This is a genomic window from Prevotella sp. oral taxon 376 (genome assembly GCF_003043945.1).
Taxonomy (GTDB): Bacteria; Bacteroidota; Bacteroidia; order Bacteroidales; family Bacteroidaceae; genus Prevotella.
Window position 1 is genome coordinate 1,598,055 of record NZ_PYXG01000001.1, and the last position, 17,660, is coordinate 1,615,714.

The 17,660-nt window shown below is 46.2% G+C and carries 21 protein-coding genes and 1 rRNA gene; 3 read left to right on the forward strand and 19 right to left on the reverse strand.

The features are described 5' to 3' along the window. Nucleotide 1: 1 nt before the first annotated feature. Complete coding sequence (locus C7120_RS06935) at nt 2-796, reverse strand: class I SAM-dependent methyltransferase (protein WP_107620917.1); 795 nt, start codon at nt 794-796, stop codon at nt 2-4. An 88-nt stretch (nt 797-884) separates the two neighbouring features. Then, complete coding sequence (locus tag C7120_RS06940; protein ID WP_146154207.1) at nt 885-1,874, reverse strand: DUF6261 family protein; 990 nt, start codon at nt 1,872-1,874, stop codon at nt 885-887. 404 nt (nt 1,875-2,278) lie between these two features. Between C7120_RS06940 and C7120_RS06945 the strand changes: the two genes are divergently transcribed. Continuing rightward, the gene (locus tag C7120_RS06945) at nt 2,279-3,088 is read left to right on the forward strand and encodes a class I SAM-dependent methyltransferase (protein ID WP_106042362.1); all 810 of its coding nucleotides are present in this window, start codon (nt 2,279-2,281) and stop codon (nt 3,086-3,088) included. 568 nt (nt 3,089-3,656) lie between these two features. Here the strand turns inward: C7120_RS06945 and rrf are convergent. From rrf to C7120_RS07030, 17 genes are all read right to left on the reverse strand, one after another. Beyond that, nucleotides 3,657-3,765: ribosomal RNA gene (gene rrf, locus C7120_RS06950) — 5S ribosomal RNA — on the reverse strand. Between the two features lie 8 nt (nt 3,766-3,773). Beyond that, nucleotides 3,774-4,124: a hypothetical protein gene (locus C7120_RS06955; protein WP_107620919.1), complete on the reverse strand. Its 351-nt coding sequence runs from the start codon at nt 4,122-4,124 to the stop codon at nt 3,774-3,776. 118 nt (nt 4,125-4,242) lie between these two features. Next, nucleotides 4,243-4,749 (reverse strand): lysozyme, encoded by a 507-nt coding sequence (locus C7120_RS06960; protein WP_107620920.1) that lies wholly within the window; start codon nt 4,747-4,749, stop codon nt 4,243-4,245. An 11-nt stretch (nt 4,750-4,760) separates the two neighbouring features. Continuing rightward, nucleotides 4,761-5,219, reverse strand: coding sequence for a DUF3872 domain-containing protein (locus C7120_RS06965; protein ID WP_107620921.1), 459 nt, complete (start codon nt 5,217-5,219; stop codon nt 4,761-4,763). Between the two features lie 12 nt (nt 5,220-5,231). Further along, entirely contained in the window at nt 5,232-5,822 is a 591-nt protein-coding gene (locus C7120_RS06970; protein ID WP_107620922.1) for a conjugal transfer protein TraO, read from the reverse strand. Further along, nucleotides 5,816-6,766: a conjugative transposon protein TraN gene (gene traN / locus C7120_RS06975; RefSeq protein ID WP_107620923.1), complete on the reverse strand. Its 951-nt coding sequence runs from the start codon at nt 6,764-6,766 to the stop codon at nt 5,816-5,818. The genes C7120_RS06970 and traN overlap by 7 nt, the downstream gene beginning before the upstream one ends. Nucleotides 6,767-6,813: 47 nt before the next feature. Further along, nucleotides 6,814-8,082 carry a conjugative transposon protein TraM gene (traM, locus tag C7120_RS06980; RefSeq protein ID WP_107620924.1) on the reverse strand — a complete coding sequence of 423 codons (1,269 nt, stop codon included), beginning with the start codon at nt 8,080-8,082 and terminating at the stop codon, nt 6,814-6,816. Continuing rightward, nucleotides 8,075-8,377 carry a hypothetical protein gene (locus C7120_RS06985; protein ID WP_004353772.1) on the reverse strand — a complete coding sequence of 101 codons (303 nt, stop codon included), beginning with the start codon at nt 8,375-8,377 and terminating at the stop codon, nt 8,075-8,077. The genes traM and C7120_RS06985 overlap by 8 nt, the downstream gene beginning before the upstream one ends. A 4-nt stretch (nt 8,378-8,381) precedes the next feature. Further along, nucleotides 8,382-9,005, reverse strand: coding sequence for a conjugative transposon protein TraK (traK, locus tag C7120_RS06990; RefSeq protein ID WP_044126051.1), 624 nt, complete (start codon nt 9,003-9,005; stop codon nt 8,382-8,384). 51 nt (nt 9,006-9,056) lie between these two features. Beyond that, nucleotides 9,057-10,094, reverse strand: coding sequence for a conjugative transposon protein TraJ (gene traJ, locus C7120_RS06995; protein ID WP_107620925.1), 1,038 nt, complete (start codon nt 10,092-10,094; stop codon nt 9,057-9,059). A 52-nt stretch (nt 10,095-10,146) separates the two neighbouring features. Then, on the reverse strand, nt 10,147-10,776 hold the full coding sequence (locus C7120_RS07000; protein WP_004353763.1) for a DUF4141 domain-containing protein: 630 nt from the start codon (nt 10,774-10,776) through the stop codon (nt 10,147-10,149). 27 nt (nt 10,777-10,803) lie between these two features. Beyond that, nucleotides 10,804-13,317 (reverse strand): TraG family conjugative transposon ATPase, encoded by a 2,514-nt coding sequence (locus tag C7120_RS07005; RefSeq protein WP_107620926.1) that lies wholly within the window; start codon nt 13,315-13,317, stop codon nt 10,804-10,806. Further along, nucleotides 13,314-13,649, reverse strand: coding sequence for a DUF4133 domain-containing protein (locus C7120_RS07010; protein ID WP_006046155.1), 336 nt, complete (start codon nt 13,647-13,649; stop codon nt 13,314-13,316). The genes C7120_RS07005 and C7120_RS07010 overlap by 4 nt, the downstream gene beginning before the upstream one ends. Before the next feature lie 4 nt (nt 13,650-13,653). Beyond that, a complete protein-coding gene (locus C7120_RS07015) occupies nt 13,654-13,956 on the reverse strand; it encodes a DUF4134 domain-containing protein (protein WP_004378854.1) in 303 nt (100 codons plus the stop codon). A 156-nt stretch (nt 13,957-14,112) separates the two neighbouring features. Beyond that, nucleotides 14,113-14,889: a hypothetical protein gene (locus C7120_RS07020; protein WP_107620927.1), complete on the reverse strand. Its 777-nt coding sequence runs from the start codon at nt 14,887-14,889 to the stop codon at nt 14,113-14,115. Continuing rightward, nucleotides 14,886-15,404, reverse strand: coding sequence for a DUF3408 domain-containing protein (locus tag C7120_RS07025; protein ID WP_107620928.1), 519 nt, complete (start codon nt 15,402-15,404; stop codon nt 14,886-14,888). Before C7120_RS07025 ends, C7120_RS07020 begins: the two co-directional genes overlap by 4 nt. Continuing rightward, nucleotides 15,391-16,194 (reverse strand): ParA family protein, encoded by an 804-nt coding sequence (locus C7120_RS07030; protein WP_107620929.1) that lies wholly within the window; start codon nt 16,192-16,194, stop codon nt 15,391-15,393. Before C7120_RS07030 ends, C7120_RS07025 begins: the two co-directional genes overlap by 14 nt. Nucleotides 16,195-16,785: 591 nt before the next feature. On the opposite strand from C7120_RS07030, the gene C7120_RS07035 reads away from it, so the two are divergent. Further along, nucleotides 16,786-17,157: a hypothetical protein gene (locus tag C7120_RS07035; protein ID WP_107620930.1), complete on the forward strand. Its 372-nt coding sequence runs from the start codon at nt 16,786-16,788 to the stop codon at nt 17,155-17,157. A 299-nt stretch (nt 17,158-17,456) separates the two neighbouring features. Beyond that, the gene (locus C7120_RS07040) at nt 17,457-17,651 is read left to right on the forward strand and encodes a helix-turn-helix transcriptional regulator (protein WP_096405012.1); all 195 of its coding nucleotides are present in this window, start codon (nt 17,457-17,459) and stop codon (nt 17,649-17,651) included. The last annotated feature ends 9 nt before the right edge of the window (nt 17,652-17,660 follow it).

A 17,660-nucleotide genomic window follows, 5' to 3' on the forward strand; every position in this document is an offset into this window, starting at 1 on the left:
ATCACCGCTCTGCAACGACTGAAAAAAGTATAGGTATCATTCCTTTTCTGTCTTTCAGATGATACATCCCCCTATCTTCCTCCATATTTCCAAACAAGTTAAAGGGCGAGTAATCGTACTCTTGAAAATCAACTATTCGCAGATTAGCATGCAATAATCCTTGAAGTACCTTAGACAACCCATGATTCCAAGTTACCTCCACATATTCCTTACCAGCCTCTGAAGCGTTTGTATATGTTTGCGACGTACTTATATAAGGCTCTTCCCTTGAATAAGCAGATTCTACTCTCTCAAACTTTGTATCAAACATCCACAAGACAGAATGAAATTCCACCATTACAAATTTCCCGTCAGGCTTGAGATAACGACTTACGATTCTTCCCCATTCATCAAGATTGGGAAACCAATTGATAACGCCATAACTTGTGAAAACAATATCAAAAGTTTCGTCTAAATAGTCCGGTAAATCAAAGATATTGCAACAGACAAACCTTGTGTCTGTCCCGGAGTCTTTGGCAAGTTGGCGTGCCTTTCTTATCGCTTCATCAGATAAATCAATCCCCGTCACTTCACCACCCATGCGCGACAGAGAAATTGAATCCAATCCGAAGTGGCATTGCAAGTGCAAAATCTTCTTCCCACTGATATTACCAAGCAGCCCCAACTCGATAGGGTTCAGTGACGACTTTCCATCCATAAAGCCCTTGACATCATAAAAATCGGAATCATAGTGTTCTTGAGTCCTTTGATTCCAACTACTTTTATTGCTTTTTATGAAATTATAGTCCGCTTTCATTATGTTTTCTTTTCTAATGGAGCAACCGCACGCCCTGCGATTGCTCCGCTTTGTCTCAATTTGCTTACACCTAACTTCCTGTACTCAATTACTTCAGCTTCTCGATAGGCAGCCCTCCCGGCTCGCCGGGTTGAATCTTAAACTCCACGTCCACGAGTTTGCCGTCCACGATGCACACCCAGAAGGGATTGTCCACGTCGTCGGTCACCATCTTATAGGCGCGTTCCGAGCCGGTGCCCGCAGCAAGGCCTGTGAACTTCATCACGCCCGGGGTGAAGTGGGCCTCCTGCTCATAGGCGGCGATAAGCGACTCCACGCGCTTCACCTCCTCGGGCTTCTTTCCGCCCGATGCCGTACCCTTAGAGGTCTGCATCTGCGCCCGACTCTGATTATAGGCGGTGTTGGTGTCGTCGATGAGTTTGTTGAGCTTCGTGATAAACGTGGTGAGTTCGGCTGCCGGTGCGGCGATGCTGAAGGCGAAGGCCACGGTGGTCATCTCGTCGTACTCGGCGGTCATCTGCTCCCTCACGGGCTTGGCTGCACCAAGGTTGGCAGCAAGCTGCGATGCGGCGCGGCTTTCTAGCAGCGAGGCGTAGCGCGTGATGGTGGCGGAGAGCTGGTCAACTGCGGGCTGGAGGGCAAGCGTCTGAACGTGCGCCTTGAGGTCGGGCTTAGCAAGGTCGGTAAGCAGACCGCGTGCCTGCTGCACCTCCTGCCGCTGCGCCATTCGCTGGATGCCGGCGTAAATCTTTGTGGCATTGTAGAGCGTGGTGGCAGCAGCTTTCTGTGCGGCAACGGGGCTCTGCCTCGCGCTGCGGATGGCCGAGAGGATGTAGGTTATCAGGTCGTCGGTCTGTTTGTCTATCACCGCAATCTCGGCTGTCTCGTCCGAAATGCGGCTTTGCGCCACGATGTCGGTCAGCAATTTCAGATCGGCATCGAAAGCAGTAAGTGTGGCGGCACCCACGTGCAGTTTCTCGACAGTGCCCTCGTGAATGAGGTTACTTACTTGCTGAGCGAAATAGGCATACTCAGCGTTATTCAACTTCTGTATGTTAATAATGTGAACTTTCTCCATATTCATTTTGGTTTAGGGGTTGATAAAAATTGTTGCTCAAATTTAGTAAAAGATTGCAAGAATCCAAGCGTTTTCGCTTCATTTTTACTCGCAAAATGGATTTTTGAGGTCGAAATCCCATTCCGCACCACCTGCAAAATGGAATAATGAGGTCAAAATCCCACTCCGCACTACTTGCGAAATGCAATATTGAGGTCGAAATCCCACTCCGCACCACCTGCTAAATGCAATATTGAGGTCAAAATCCCACTCCGCACCACTTGCTAAATGGAATTCAGGGAGGCAAAGTCCCATTCCGCAAAAACAATAGAATACCTATAAATAAGTATTGTATTGGCTTTATGATCCTTATATCTTTGTAGCATAATTGGACGAATAAATTGTCATTTGAAAATAAAGATAAAATGGAAACAAAGCAACTTACAAGTATTCCCGAAACGATGCTGATCCCTTTATGGGCTAAAGCAACGGAGTATAACCATCCGAGACCAATCCTATCCGACCCCTTTGCTGCCGAGATGATAGGGCAAGTGGACTATGATTTTACCAAATTTAAGGGTGCAAAGATGTCTCAGGTGGGCGTGTGTGTACGTGCGAAGCTGATAGATGACGAGACAAAAGAATTCTTGGCCCAGCACCCGGATGCCGTAGTGATACAGTTGGGGGCTGGTATTGATGCCCGTTATCAGCGCTTAGGCAAGCCGAATGTCGGTCATTGGTACGATCTTGACCTGCCCGAAGTCATTGCCATCCGCCGTCAACTCCTGCCCGAAACCGAAAAGAACACCTACCTGTCCCTATCGCTTTTTGATGAAGAATGGATTAAAACGGTAAAGAAGCACAATGCTCCTGTGCTCATCATACTTGAAGGTGTGCTGATGTATTTCGATGAAGAGCAGGTAAAAACTTTCTTTAATATGGTGTGTTCGCAACTCAATAACACCACCATCCTTTTGGAAATTCTGGCGTATATGCTCGTAAAACACGCGAAACAACACGATGCCGTAAGTAAGACCGAGCATAAAGCAGAGTTCAGATGGTCGATATTGAATACTGCGGATATGGAACAATGGCACCCGCATTTGCATCTATCAAAGGAGTATTATATGAGCGATTATGATCAAGGACGTTACCCCTTCCTCTTCCGGATGCTCTATAAGGTACCTTCCTTTTACCGTCGCGGTAACCAGCGTGTAGCAAAGTTCTGTATTTAGACAGGAGCAGAGGTCATTTCTCATCTAATAAGTTGGTAGGGAATAAGAAAACTATCGTTTCTTTATATTGAGCACAGGAAAAATCTAAGGCTATACTTGGAATAACCGAAAAGTCATAACACAAAGAGCCACGCAACCTCAAAAATTGCGTGGCTTCTTTCCTTTTTCTTTGAACGAGTAGGCAACCAAAGAAAAGAAGCAAAAGAAAATCGCAAACTTATGTATTAGGGATTACTCAAATATCTTATGAAAAGCGGAGCAAACACGTTGCTCCGCTCCGGAAACTTAATCTGTTCCTTTTTTGTTGTTAAACAACTAATAGCAAGTCACAACAACTGTTGATATTATACCTGCTATTGGATTAAATAGTCCGATAATTAGTGGAATTGTATTGCTACATACAATCATCACAGATTTGTCAGATAAAAAATCTTGGAGGGATTGACTAAGCTTTTTACTTAAATCAATCACCTACTTTCTGAAAAATACATTTTTCTTCATTTTAGATAATTTTTAAAGTAAAGGATTCTACCGTTATTGGCTTTACGTCCCGAACCCATTTAGTGGACGTTGGCAGCGACCTACTCTTCCACTTTATGTAGTACCATTGGTGCAATAAGGCTTAACTTCTCTGTTCGGAATGGGAAGAGGTGTACACTTACGGGATAACTACCATTTTGTATTTTTATTGTCTCTTCCAACGATAACGGCGAGTATAACCACCCTCTGTTTCAAAGAGCCGATTATCTTCTTGCAGAACACTTTTCAATATCTTACCTGCATCTTTTGCAGCCTGGTCAAAAGCATAATCATGGTCATAACCTGCATCTATGTGACGAAAATAGAGGACTCCCAAAGGATAATGTTCCCAGTAATAATTATCTCCTCCTATAAAATTTCTTGCACAGAACCATTCATCATTGCGAGTTATACACCAAGAATACACTGCTCCTTGCAGAAATGCTTTAATTTTCTGCAGGTCAATATTCGCAATCCCGTGTACCCTTCGTACTGTTATGTTATCTCCTTGAAGCATAATATGTAGTTTAATAATGTTTTTGCAAAGTTACTCATTCATAGCGAAGATGGCGAATAAAACAACAAGAAAACACCCCTTGCGAGCATAAAAATGTCGCAAGAGGCGTATTTGGTAATTAGGGTATATAAAACAAGGTAAACTCCACATTTCGCCGTTTGACAAGTCCTCGTAGCACCTTTCCTTTGTATCGGCAGAAAGAGACAAATTCACGGTAGAAATTCCTGTCGCCCGACTCTATCTTTTGTATTAGTCGGCTTTTGGGGTGCTTGCCATAACCGAATAATCGCCCTACACCCACATTGTAAGCAAGTAAGGTCAATAGCAGGGCATCCTTCCCATAGCCCTTGAAGTACTCAAAGCATTTCCATAAGTCGGCACGGAGCAGGGAGTCTGCTTGCCGTTCTGTCATATCCGCAGTGAAACGCTCTCCTGGTTGCAGCTGATGCCCATACCCGACAAACGGATAATTCTTCCAGCTGTGCATACCCTCAAAGTATTTTACAACGACAACCGCACGCTCAAAAGGTGGCAAGTCTGCCAACCGCACCCTGCGCTGGGCAAGGGTCGGCTGACAGAACAGGCAGAATACACAAAGTAAAATGAAAGAATTTATCGTTCGCATCAATTACAGTCTTAGTGGCGAGAAGATACAGGCTTGTCCTTGCCCTCTTCTCGCTCGTTGTTAAAACTAAAGGTCAGCTGCTGAACCTTACCGAAACTATCCTCCACGTATACATCAATCGTTTGGCGGTCAGATGACAGAGAAGTGTAATATAGACGGAACACATCCTTCGTCAGCGGATAGCGATCGTTTGGCTTGAAGACTGTGCCGTTATCATTTCTTAGCAAGCCCTTACCGTCAGACTGGAAGTAACGTATCGTATAGCGGGTATCGGCAAACTCACCGCCTCGCTTCAGCGTGCAGCGTATCTCAGCCGTCTGTCCCCTTATGACGTCCTTCTGAACTGGCATTGTCTCCACCGTAAACGGATAAGACTGCTGAACATCCAAATCCCTATCACAAGCAGATAGGCAAAACACGGCAAGGGACAGCACGCCCATTACCCAAATCGTATTCAATATCTTCTTCATCTTTTCTTCTACTTAAAAGTTAAACCTTAGTCCTGCTGAAACAGCCGGACGAAAACGATGCACGTCCGTTCCAAAGAGGAAACGTCCCTGTGCCTTTACAAGAAAAAGAACCCTATCCGTTAGGAACACTTCCACCGAACCATGCACGGCACCACCATAGACAAAGCGGGAACGGTCGAGCAGTGTTGCCCCATCGGGCAGCAGTTTGTTGTCCTCGTTCAGCTGCTCATAACCTCCCAAGGCGGATATGCCACTATAGAGAAACACGTTCTTACCTCTGTCGGAGAGAACAGGGTGCATATAGCCCACCTGCAAGAGTGCATCCTTGAGTTTTACGTTATAACTTCTGTACGGCATATTCTGCTGTTCATACTCAACTCCCACAAAGGTATAGTTCTCACGCCCCAGATAGCGGGTGAGTGATACTCCTATACCGAAATTGTCAGCAGCAAGGAACTTTTCTCCTTTGATAAGTGGAACACTCCCTACGACCTCTATTCCCCTTTGCTTGGGTATCAGTCGTTGTGCCTGCGATGGCAGACTGAAAGTCATGGCCACCGCAACGCATACTGTCAAAACGATATTGTTCTTCTTCATTACCATTTCAGTTTGAGGTTATCAATCTTTTTTGCCAGCTGCAGGCCTTCTGCCGTTACATAAAAGGTCAGCGTACGACCGCCATTTCTCTCATAGAGCGTCACTTCAAGCTGCTTATCTTCCGCCAGAGAAAACTGTTCGAGCGCAAACACAGTGTGTTCACTGCCCATGCCACGCACCTGCATCACCTGATGATAGGCACGAAGCGGCTGCAACACCTGTTCCTGTATAGCGGTACGCTTTGCCATCTTCTTATCAACCACCTTAAATGTAATAAAATCCACTGAGTACGGCATATTTGTGCCGTTTTCCATACGGGTGTGGAAATACAGCAAGCCGTTATGGGCATACAAGCCACGCAGCAGGAACTTCATACCAAACTGCTGAGCACCGATATGATTAATGCAGCGTCTGTCGTTCTGATAGATAGTCTGCATCATCAGTTTTACTAATACGGGCGACTCATTGCCGAGTTCCTTGAAATAGATGTCAGCACGGTTGCTTGGCAGTCTTCCATCCACAGGAGAAAGAAAGTCCTTCATCTCGATACTTAACTTCTCCGGCTCATCGGCATATTTTACGTTGAAAGCATAAAAAGAGCCGTCCTCGCAGATGACACTCATATTGGTTTCCGTCTCAAAGTCCTTCACCGAAGCCTTTACACGCAGTACGTTCTCTGCATCTTCAGCCTTTCCTGCGATGATGTTCTGCGAACCTAAGTCTACATAACGAATAGCAGAAGGGAAGATAAGATGCACGGTCTTGTCAAAGGTAACGTCCAGACCATACGGCAGTACGACACGTCCCGTTGGTATGGCACGGCTCATACCTTGAAACAGCTCTCCCGAAGTAAGCGGACGGTTTGGTGTCAGGCCATCATTGTTTTCCTGTGCTGTGGCTGTTGCTCCCACCATGGCAAGCATAGCCATTGATAAAATAATTTTCTTCATTGTTCTTTTTGATTTGATGTTATTTTTTACTTGTCATTTTGATTGTTTTATTTGGACTGAACCAAGAAAAGGCGGTAGCCACCCTTGAGCGTTACCTTGATGGTGCGCAGTTTCTTCTGAAGCAGCTGACTTGCACCCTGCATCACCCCACGGGCAGCCTCTGAGATAATTTGGTCTTTGGCAGAGGAAGCGAAGGTAAAGGATGTGCCCATTGAACCACCGATATTCGCCCCAACTTCCTTAAGCGCATTGATGTCCTCCGAGCCTGGTATATACACGCCCTCTTGTCCGTCTGTGTCATATGCCGATAGCTTGACAGCTATGATATGGCCGTCCACTTCTATGCTTTTGATAAGCAGGTGCATACGGTTGCCCTCAATCTTAGCGACGGCTATGAGTCGGCTTTGTCGTGGAATGTGCAGTCCCTGTACCTTGGCACTTTCAAGCAGACGAAGGACTACATTGTCACCCTCTTTAAGAACAGTAGTCCTGTCTACAACTACTTTCAGCGTATTGCGCATTGTAGGTACAGCCGTGCTAGCAAGCGAATAAAAGCCCGTATTGCGAGCCTTCTTGCCGTATTCCTCCATAAAGTACACATCGCTCATAGGCTGATTAAGTGAGGATACTATCTGCCTGTGCTCCGGCAGAACTTCCATTGCAGGCTTTTCATTCTGCATGGTCTTGCCCTTAGCGGCGTCAGAGCCACCTGCTGCCCCTTCCGTCTTCTCTTTTTCAGCAATCAGACCATTATTGAAGGTAGGTGGAGTTGATGCTTTAGGGAGATACTTCGCTGCCATCTGATAGCTCTTTTCCATCAAGGCAAGCTGCCGTTTCTCTTCATTATCCTCCCTGCTGTCTTTGGCAGAGAGTTCCTTTTTAAGGTTATCTATCTCCGAGCGCAGGGCTTCACGCTCCTGCTCGTGTGGGTCGGGAGCGTAAAAGGAGTTCAAGAGGCGATTATTCTCCTCATAGCAATGCATGGAGTTTTCTATCTTTGCCGTAGAAGCAGCTGTCTCTGCACGCTGCTCCTCTGATGGAGCAGTGTTCTGTGCGAAATAGTCCGATAGCCTGCCCATCTCCTCGCGGGTCTGTTCCTCCTCGTGTGCCTTGTCGCCTAATTCATAGGCTTTGAGCTTGTTCTCCGTCAGTTTTTCTGTCGTTGCCTGCGGGATGCTGTCATTGAGTCCCTGCTCCGCTGCAGTCTTATCCTTGCCCGAAGGTGCGAAGATAAACCACATTGAGAGGGCAAACAGCAGTCCCAGTCCTCCGAAGACCAAGCCTTTCTTCATTTGTTCTTTCTGTTTATTATCCATTTTCCTTGATTGTTTGATGATGTTGTAGATAAAAATTGCCATGTAACTCTTGTAAAGTACTGTCCGTCCGTATCGGACTATCCGTCAGCTTTCCCGTGGGGATGGGTAGTTTTTCCTTCTTTGGAGGAAGGAAAAACTGCGCTATCATCCAAAGCGAGCAGAGCAGATAGATGAAACTCAGCCCATAGACGATTTCCTTTCTCTGCCTTATCGTGAGCCGTTCACACCGATGGCGGAGCCATAGGTGAAAGCGCAGATAGTGACGCGAGAGTAAAAAGTTTCTTTTTCTTGCCATAACCTTATCGTTTATAAGTCTGTATGTCTCTGTTCTCCTTCACAAGGAAGTTCTCCATCAGGAAGCCTTGTGGGTTGTTATCCGAACGAACAGAGTTCTGCAGCGTGCAGGTCGTAACAAGACTGCGCTCTGTAACATTACTCTGACGGACGATAAACTCCCGTGCATAGGTCGTTACCGCATAAGGGTAAGTATTAAAGTTGCAGTGGATAGAGTCCACCTCTATGCGCTGATTGACATTACCCGATATGGCACGATTATAATAACCCTTCTCTGCCAAGTCTTTGTAATAGTTGAAAGCCGACTTGTCACACAGCACAAAGGCACGCTCCATGTTCTTCTCAATGGCATCTTTGTCGGGTGCAATGGTGAAGAACAGCTCATGGAAACGACGTACATGCTCCCTTGCCTCTACGGGACGATTACGACTTGCATCCTGACTGAGAGCCAGCATGAGCGACTTTCCCTGGTCAAGCACATAGATTTTCTCCCGCTGCTCCTTGGCGAAGCTGTACGAGGCATAGAGGGCATAACCACTTACTGCCACGCAGACGATGGCAAAGACAAAGGCATAGAGCCGTATCTGTCTGAATGAGGTCTCGATATTACCAAGTGATTTGAATTCCATTTTCTTTTTCCTTTTATAGCTGTTGATTTATTAAGCATTATTGCTCCATTTCTATTTTCCTTTGAGCAGTGCACCCTTGATACGCCCACCGACATTGCCCACAGCAGCACCTGCGCCAGCCATAGCAGCCTTGCCACCAATATATGCGCCTTGCGCACCATGCTGCGCTGTCTGGTTGACATTACGACCGTATGAGCCGATACCACCTCCAGCTTCGATAATCCAGCCTGCCACGGTAGGTACACAGAAGTAGCCTACAATACCGATAAGGAAGAAGACGATGTAGTACCACGTCCCCGAATCAGGCAGATAGTTGGGGTCGCTGAGCGCCTCGATGTCCTTCTGTACCATCAGCACCTGTATCTTCGTAAGCAGTGCCGTAAGGATAGAACTGACAGGCAGCCACAGGTAGACAGAGATATAGCGTGAGAACCATGCTGTGAGCGAACCCGACAACCCGTCCCATACGGCTATGCCGAAGACAATCGGGCCGAGGATGGCAAGGACGATGAGTATGAAGGTGCGCAGCGTGTCGATGATAAGTCCTGCAGCATGGAATAGGAGTTCCAGAAGGTCGTGTACCATCTTCATGACCCATTGCTTGGTCTGATAGGCAGCACGCTCGGCATACATACCCGCTATCGTCACAGCATCTTCAGGTCCGATGATGCCCATTTCCTCTATCTTCTCATCGAACTTCTCGTTGGAGACAAGGTAGGCTGTTTCAGGATTTCTAAGGTAGGCTTCCTCTTGCAACTTGTCTCGCTTGGCAGTAAGCTCGGCAAGGTTCCCCTCCTGCTGGTGTACCATCATCTCCGTTCCCTGCACCACGGGCGAGAGGACAGCATTCATCGTACCCAGTACAACTGTCGGGAAGAACATGATGCAGAAGCCTAAGACAAAAGGTCGGAGAAGTGGAAAGACATCTATTGCCTCGGCACGGGCTATGGAAGCCCATACCCGAAGAGCAATATAAAAGAGTGCACCCAAGCCCGCAATGCCTTTGGCAATACCCGTCATCTGGGCACAGAGCGGCATCATCTCGTCATAGGTTGAGCGTAGCAGCTCATGTAAACTGGCAAAATCCATAAGCAAAAGTGTTTTATGAAAGTTCTTTCAAGTTCTTTTTTTGTCTGTGGATTTACCAATACCTGCTTGCCGTATTACCATAGAGCGCCTTAACAGAGGCAAGGTTGTTCTTCTCCCTTGCACGCACATAGCTCACAGAGATGTTTTTCCTTGTATAGTACGACACGAGCGAGCGATTTTCCCTAAGCGTAGTATAGATACGGTCGATTGCCTGCATTCGTTCGTGGTCGTTCATCGAGAAGACATTACTCTTAACGATGGACTTTAGTTCCTTGAGACTCTCACCGCTCTGCTCCAAGAGCTTAGCATAGCCCGAAGCCATCGCCGCGAGTTCTGAAGGGCGGAAGTTCTTGTCCGAGAGCATTTTCTTATACGAGGTAACATAAATCTCCGAAATATCACCCACCATCAGAATGCACTCCTTGACCTTGTAGGCATCGCCGATGAGGTTGTTCACCTTCTTTAGGGCATCATAATACTTCTTGGTGTCGTTGTAGAGTTTCTCTACCTCCTTAAAACCGTCAAGGGTATTCTTCACCGTCTTCGAGGCGGTGGCAATCTCCTTGACCGAATTGACGATGTTGCCGGCAAAATTGCCAGGGTCGGTTACTACCCACTGTGCGTGGGCTTTGGGAACAGAAAGGCTCAATCCTAAGAGAGCCATGAAAATGTACTTTTTCATTGTTACTATAGTTTTGATGGTTTGTACTTATTTCTTTTTATTGTTTCTTTTCTCTATGGCAAGCTGGCGGATAGCCGTTTCGATATCCCCACCAAGCTGTGCAGCCCTGTTCATCACCTCCACCTTCTCGGTTTCCTCCGTGGTGTAGGTGAGGTATTCCTCCATGCTCACTTCTGTAGCATAGACGGCACTCTGCATACCGCCCAGTCCTATCCACACTTCCTTGTAGAGTCGGTTCGGGTCGTTGTTCTGGTTGATGGAGAGAATCTGGCTCTTTTCCTTTTCCGAAAGACCGAGCATCGCCTGTATGCCGTCGAACTTGGTCATATACTTGCGCTGGTCGAGCAGTATCTTGCAGTCAGAGTTATTAATAATACTTTCCTTGACTATAGGCGACTGGATGATATCGTCCACCTCCTGCGTTACGACAATGGCTTCCCCAAAATACTTTCTCACCGTCTTGTAGAGATACTTGATGTAGTCTGCCATGTTTGCCGAAGCTATGGCTTTCCACGCTTCCTCAATGAGTATCATCTTGCGGATACCCTTTAATCGGCGCATCTTATTGATGAAGGCTTCCATGATGATAATCGTTACCACTGGGAAAAGGTCTTTGTTGTCCTTCACTTGGTCGATTTCAAAGACGATGAAGCGTTTAGAGAGCAGGTCGATGTTCTTGTCCGAGTTCAGCAGGAAATCATAACGACCGCCACGATAGTATTGCTTTAATGTTGTTAAGAGGTTGTTAATATTGAAGTCCGAGAGCGTTACCTTGATGTCACGCTTTTCCATATCCTTGCGGTACACGTCCCGCAGATACTCATAGAAAGTATTAAAACAGGGCGTAACGCTGTGGTCAGCACATATAAGCTCGATATAGGAGTTTACGGCTGAACCAAGTTCGCCTGCCTCGGTCTTAGTAATATGCTCATCAGCACTCTTCCAAAGTGTAAGCAGTAGCGTGCAGATACTCTCCCTTTTTTCTACATCGAAGAAGTAATCATCCGTATAAAAAGGGTTGAAAGAAATCGGACTTTCATTGGTATAGGTGAAATACACACCATCCTTGCCCTTAGTCTTGCGGTGGATAAGTTCGCACAAGCCCTGATATGAGTTACCCGTATCGACCAAGAGGACGTGCGCTCCTTGCTCGTAATATTGGCGTACCATGTGGTTGGTGAAAAAACTCTTGCCACTGCCCGAAGGACCCAAGATAAACTTGTTGCGGTTAGTGATGACACCCTTTTTCATCGGCAAGTCGGAAATGTCCAAGTGGACGGGTTTTCCCGAAAGACGGTCTGCCATCTTGATGCCGAAGGGAGAGAGTGAGTCCTTGTAGTTCGTCTCAGCCGTAAAGAAGCAGAGGGCAGGCTCGATAAAAGTATAGAATGACTCTTCCGCAGGAAAGTCTGCCGCATTGCCGGGTATGCCCGCCCAGTAGAGCGTTGCCGCATCAATGGTATTGTGGCGTGGTCGGCATTCCATAAGAGCAAGTGCAGAACCCACATCATTCTTAATCTGGCGAAGTTCTTCCTTATCGCTGCTCCATGCCAACACGTTGAAGTGGGCACGGATGGAGGTCAGTCCCTGTGAATGGGCAATATTAAGATACTCCTGTATCCATTCCTCGTTGATTTGATTGGAGCGAGAATAACGAGCCAGCGAGTGCATATTGCGAGCCTGCTTCTCAAAGCGTTCAAGGTTGGCTTCGCTGTTCTCAATGAAGAGATACTGATTATAGATATGATTGCACGGCAGCATCAAGCCCACAGGCGAGGCAAAGGAAAGTCGGCAGTCGCTTCGGTCGGTCGATAATCGCTCATATCGGGTGTCTGTGCTGACCGTAGTCGGCAGGTCATCCGTATCAGAAAGTGTATGCAGACAAAGCATATTGTCGCCCACACGTACAAGGTCTGCGCCCAGACGGATGTCCTCCAACGAAGCATGTCCCTCTTCAGAAAGAGAGAAGTAACGGTCAAGCAGACCGCCCTTTTCATTTGTGCCAACTAACTCGTCTTCAGTCATGCGGACAATCCTTATCTGCTCGGTATCATTGATGATACGCTCGAATTGGTCTACGGCTTCCATAAACTTCATCACCTCATCTTTGTTGGTAATCTCCTTGGGCAGCAGGTGTCCACGGCAGAGTGAAGAGAAATTGCTCTGTTGTGCCATACGCTGCTTGTTGGTCTTGGTAAGGAAGAGATAGACTGAGTGGTGAAGATACGGACGTTCATTGAAATGCCGTTCAGAGGAACGGGCAAGGAAGCTCAGTCCGCCATCGGAGAGCTTTCCTTGGTAGTCCTCCTTAATGAACCAGTCCTGCTTGTGTACGATGCTGTAATTGGGTAGCACTTTTATAGCCTTATGCCAGGCAGAGTGCATTGCTTCGTATTCTGTAGAAGTGACGGTAAAGAGTTCGGGCAGCTCCACACGGAAAGCCACCGTGATATCTGCATCCTTGCTCACCATACAGCCTTGCTCAACGGAGAGCAGCGGGAACTTCGATTCCAAGGTGGTTATCTTGCTTTTATTTCTCATTTTTTCGCTTTCTTTGGTTGAAGGTTACGGATAAGGTGGCAGACCGTTCGGCGGTTCACAAGGTAGCGTGGGTGCATACGCACTGCTCCTTTCTTCATTAGCCCATATTGCCCGTACTTTCTGTTCATGGTGAACGTTTGCCATACCACAAGGCTGGCACCCACTACACCTATAACAAGACAGGTAATTTGGCTGACTCCACAGAGATAGAGAATAACCACGAGAATGAAGACAGCCAGCAAGCCTCCTGCAAAGAGGAAGAGGTACTGTGCCTTCAAGCCCTTGAACTCTACCGTCCGGCCTACACCCTTGTTGATTTCAAATGCTGCCATCGCTTTACAGGAAGAAGCTTCTCAGGATAGTGGCAGCCACGATGAGGAAAATACATGCACCGAACCAAGAGGCTGCTGTCTTGCTCGTATCGGGGTCACCACTTGAGAACTTGTTGTACACTTTTATTCCTCCTATCAGACCTACTACGGCTCCGATAGCATAGATAAGCTTTGTGCCAGGATCAAAATAGCTTGTTACCATCTTTGTGGCTTCATTGATACCCGCCATGCCGTTGCCTTGTGCGTACGCTCCTGTGGCAGTGGCGGCTATCAGGAGCAGCATTGTGATTTTCTTTTTGTTGTTCATTGTTCTATTTATTTTAAGTTGTTAAATGAATTGTTTTCTTTTGGGTAGAGATGGTAAGGGGTGGCTCGGTTTTATCGTATGATAGATATTGGCTGATTATTTTACTTTTGAGCCACCCCTGCATTCCTCCGAAATATGAAAATCAAGAAACCATTTTTACAGATAATAGGACAGCGGTCTGTCGTCAGCATCGCCCACCGCTGTGTCAGATATGCCAGAAACAGGAGGTGTTGGGTTTTGTGATGAAGGCATTGCTGGTTGAGCACTCTGTTCTTCCTTTTCTTCCGCCTTACGGATTTTCTCCAATAGCGAGGCTTGTTCACCCAGCATCTTGGCGATGTTTTCTTTGTACTTATCCAATAGGTCTGAGTCTTGAAGCTGCAGAACGGTCTCTTTGACTTCTTCCTCATCAGCCTCCTCACTGTTCTTTGCCCACTTTTGCAGGCGGACTAAGTCACGTGCGAGGACGGACTGCTCCGAAATTTCGGCTTCGCCCGATGTGGACTCGATGGATAGGTTTAATTCCTCACGGACAATCTCATCTTCGTCCACTCTCTCCATCTCGAAATCAACGTCCATTTCGTTGTCCTCTTTCATTTCTTCCTCCTTTTCGGAGTTCTGCGGTGCAAAATTATTATTATTCTGCTCCGAATTTTCAGATGATGAAACAGAGGGAATTTGTGGGATAATCGGGGAAGTGGAACGGCTTTTTCCAATCAGTACAAACTCGGCTTGCTCTATTGTTCCTTTTCCTTTCTGTCCGTCTTTTTTCTTCGTTGCTTCTTTCTTCTTGCTACCTTCATCGCTCTTTCCGTTTTTCTTGATAATGAAGTCATACGGAGATACATACCGCATATAGAAATACAGGATACCAAGCATCATCCAAATGATGATGAGTACCAGTATAAAACTGAAAAGTATTGTTTCCATCATAGTGTTATTGTTGTCTTACGTCTTTGCTTTGCTGCTGCATTATTGAGAAGTTCCTGATGTTCCCGCAGATGCTCCCGGAGGATATTATCAATATAGGAAGCAATAGATACCCTTTCTCCTAAGTCTTGTAGCACATTGCGCAGGTTCTGTAATGTCTCCAAATTGATGGAGAAAGCCGTCCGCATTTGCGAACGTACGGGATGAAAGTATAGGGAACGGTATTCCTCTATGGAAAGGGACGACCTGCCAGGTTTTTCTATTCTCGGTTTTCTTTCTCTTTTCGGTTCCGTGTTCCCGATTTCCTCTCCTTCTGTTTCGTCTGTTCGTTCTTCTTTTGCCGTCTTCATTTCTTCCGAACCTTTGTCTTCCTCTCGTGATGTTGCGAGGGAAGGCTCGGTGTCCTCGGATGGATCGAAGGGGTTGGGGACCGTGACAGGTTTCACCACTACATTGTCCTCTGCCATTTTCTTCAGCTTCCTTTCCAGTTGCTGCTTTCTTTCCTCAATCGTTGCCATGTTCTGTTTTTGTTTTTAGTTTGAGACGTTGAATTATCTCGGAGACGAGTTCGTCCAGCCCCGTGCCCGTTCGTAATCCCCTTGCAGGAGGCTGATAGGTGGAACGGAACACGCCTCGTAGCCCGTATGTGGAAAGTTCGTGGGAGAAACGGTGTGTGGCATATACATAGCCGGGCAGGAGTGTGAGTTCGTGTCCTTGGATAAGTTTTGTGTATTCGTCAATGATGACGTTCCTTACCCTTCTGTCCACCTTGTTCCAGAACAGGATAATGTCCTTTATCCGTGAGTCGGACATAGAAACACCAATATCCGTGATGGTCTTGGCGTATGCCATACAAGAGACGAGTGACTGTATGTCGGCTTCAAGTGGAGATAGGATATAGTCCATCTGAAGGGACAGTTCCATCAGCTCCGTTGTTCCTGCATGACCGGGAAAGTCGAACACAACCAACTGGTACTTCTCATTGCTGATAGCGTCAATCTTACTTTGTGCTGTCTTGACGGCTTCCTTGGGGCTGGACTTGTAAATTCTGTATGCCTTTTTGCCGAGGTGCTGAAAGAATGCCTGCATAGACTTGGAAAGCTCCTCGCTTCCCTGAATGACACTCTTCTCACGTTCTCTCAGCTTGTAAAAGGAATCCTGAGACAGGTCGCAGTCCACCACGAAGAGGCTGATACCCTGTTCGTAGTACAATATGCTGCTTACGATTTCGGCAAGCGTGCTTTTTCCGACTCCTCCCTTTTGCGAGGAGAACCCCAGAAAGATGGGGCGTTGTTGTTTGTTCTCCATAATGATAATTTCTTAGTTCATATTACTTGTCTATTTGATGTTTGGATGTGCTCTCATTTTTGAGAAGTATCAGCAGACAGTTTGTTCTAGCTGTGCATGGTTCGTGCGATAGTCTGAAAGGACGATTTATAGTTCTTGCTATCTGTTGTACTGACAATAGTTTGTCATGACAACAAATTGTCATGAATATGTTTCGTTTCTTCTTTGCATCTTTGGTGCAAGCCAATGGTAATACGATGTGTCTTTTGCTTGTGTCGTCATACCATAGTTCGCTCGTTTTGACTGCAAAATAAATGATATTTTGGCTGATTATATGACACCGATGAAGTGCAGGGAAATGCAAGGAAAAAGAGTGAATATCACTGATAATGAGATATTTGAAAATCCGCCGTAACTTTGCAGCCGAGAATAATACATGGAGGTAATATCCCGAAGCAGACACCCCCAAAGGGTGGATACTTCAATCGTATCATTTCTTGATACCAGCAAGGTGTGTCTTTGTAACACAAACCTCCGTTTGTACCACAAAGACCCTTGCCCCGAAGGGGAGATGAATTACTCCAAAGTCGTAATTAAGAAAACAGAAAGGATATGAATAAGGACAAGGAACATGGTTCAGAACGAAAACAAGTAGAAAAGCCACGTTGGGACAACTGGCATGTACGGTTGCCTAACCCCAAAGACCAGCAGCGAGCGATTGATTTGTTTCAGCGTTCAGGGGCGCAGACTAAGTCGGATTTCGTGCGTGGTCGTATTCTTGGCGATAGTTTTAAGATCATTACGGTGGACAAATCTGCCGTGGAATACTACAGGAAACTCTCAGAATTGACGGCGCAAATCCATAAGATTGGAGTGCTGTACAACCAAGTTGTGCGTGCCATCAATGCATACCATAGCGTAAAAACTGCACAGATTATGCCGTCAAAAGATTCAAGAATATTGTATCTTTCAGATAATCAATAAAATAAGAATGAATAAAGGGTAAATGGGTTACGAGATGGAAACGAGCGAGTTTCTTTCCCTTTCTTTATTCTGCATTGCCTCAAAGAACACTCAATCTTATGGCGCAAAGATAATCATTTCCCGACGAAAAGCTGTAAGGATTGAAGAAAAAAACTTGTTGCTCCATATTTTTTACTTTCCAATAACTACAAACGGCTAAAAAGATAGCATACAGCCATAAATATAGCACAAAACAAGCGGTTTAGTGAAATAGAATTGTTATCTTTGCACTTGATAATTGTTAATCAAAGGCCCAGAAGATGAAACTGAACAGAATAAAACTCGTGCTTGTGGAAAAAGAAGTTTCCCAAACGCAATTGGCAAAGGAACTTGGCAAGAGTTTCAGCACAATCAATGCGTATTGCAGCAATCGCAAACAGCCCTCCTTGGACTTGCTGAATAAAATTGCTGAATATCTATCCGTGAATATCAAGGACTTAATTGTCGACAAATAAGTAAGCAGG